This window comes from Mesorhizobium sp. M8A.F.Ca.ET.161.01.1.1, from assembly GCF_004792105.1.
GTDB lineage: Bacteria > Pseudomonadota > Alphaproteobacteria > Rhizobiales > Rhizobiaceae > Mesorhizobium.
Genome location: NZ_SRTD01000474.1, coordinates 1 through 286, shown reverse-complemented (window position 1 = coordinate 286; position 286 = coordinate 1). Strand labels below are relative to the sequence as shown.

Sequence of the window (286 nt, the reverse complement as noted above, 5' to 3'; positions counted from 1 at the left end):
GCCATCCTGTCGGCCGATGTGCGCAACCTGACCGAGACCAACTCGGCCACCGACATCTCGAGCTCCGGCACGCTGACCATCTCGGATGTCGACAGCCCGGCGACCTTCGTCGCCCAGGCCGGGACCGCAGGGACCTATGGCACCTTTGCCATCAATGCAGCCGGTGCCTGGACCTACACGGCAAGCTCGGCCCACAACGAGTTCGCCGCCGGCACCACCTACACCGACACCTTCGATGTCGTCAGCGCCGACGGCACCCACACCTCGGTGACCATCAACATCGACG

General features: G+C 65.7%; 1 protein-coding gene. It reads left to right on the top strand.

Going from position 1 to position 286, the window contains the following annotated elements:
* Nucleotides 1–286: VCBS domain-containing protein (locus tag EN804_RS36615; RefSeq protein ID WP_135922445.1), on the top strand; the 286-nt coding region annotated here is incomplete at both ends.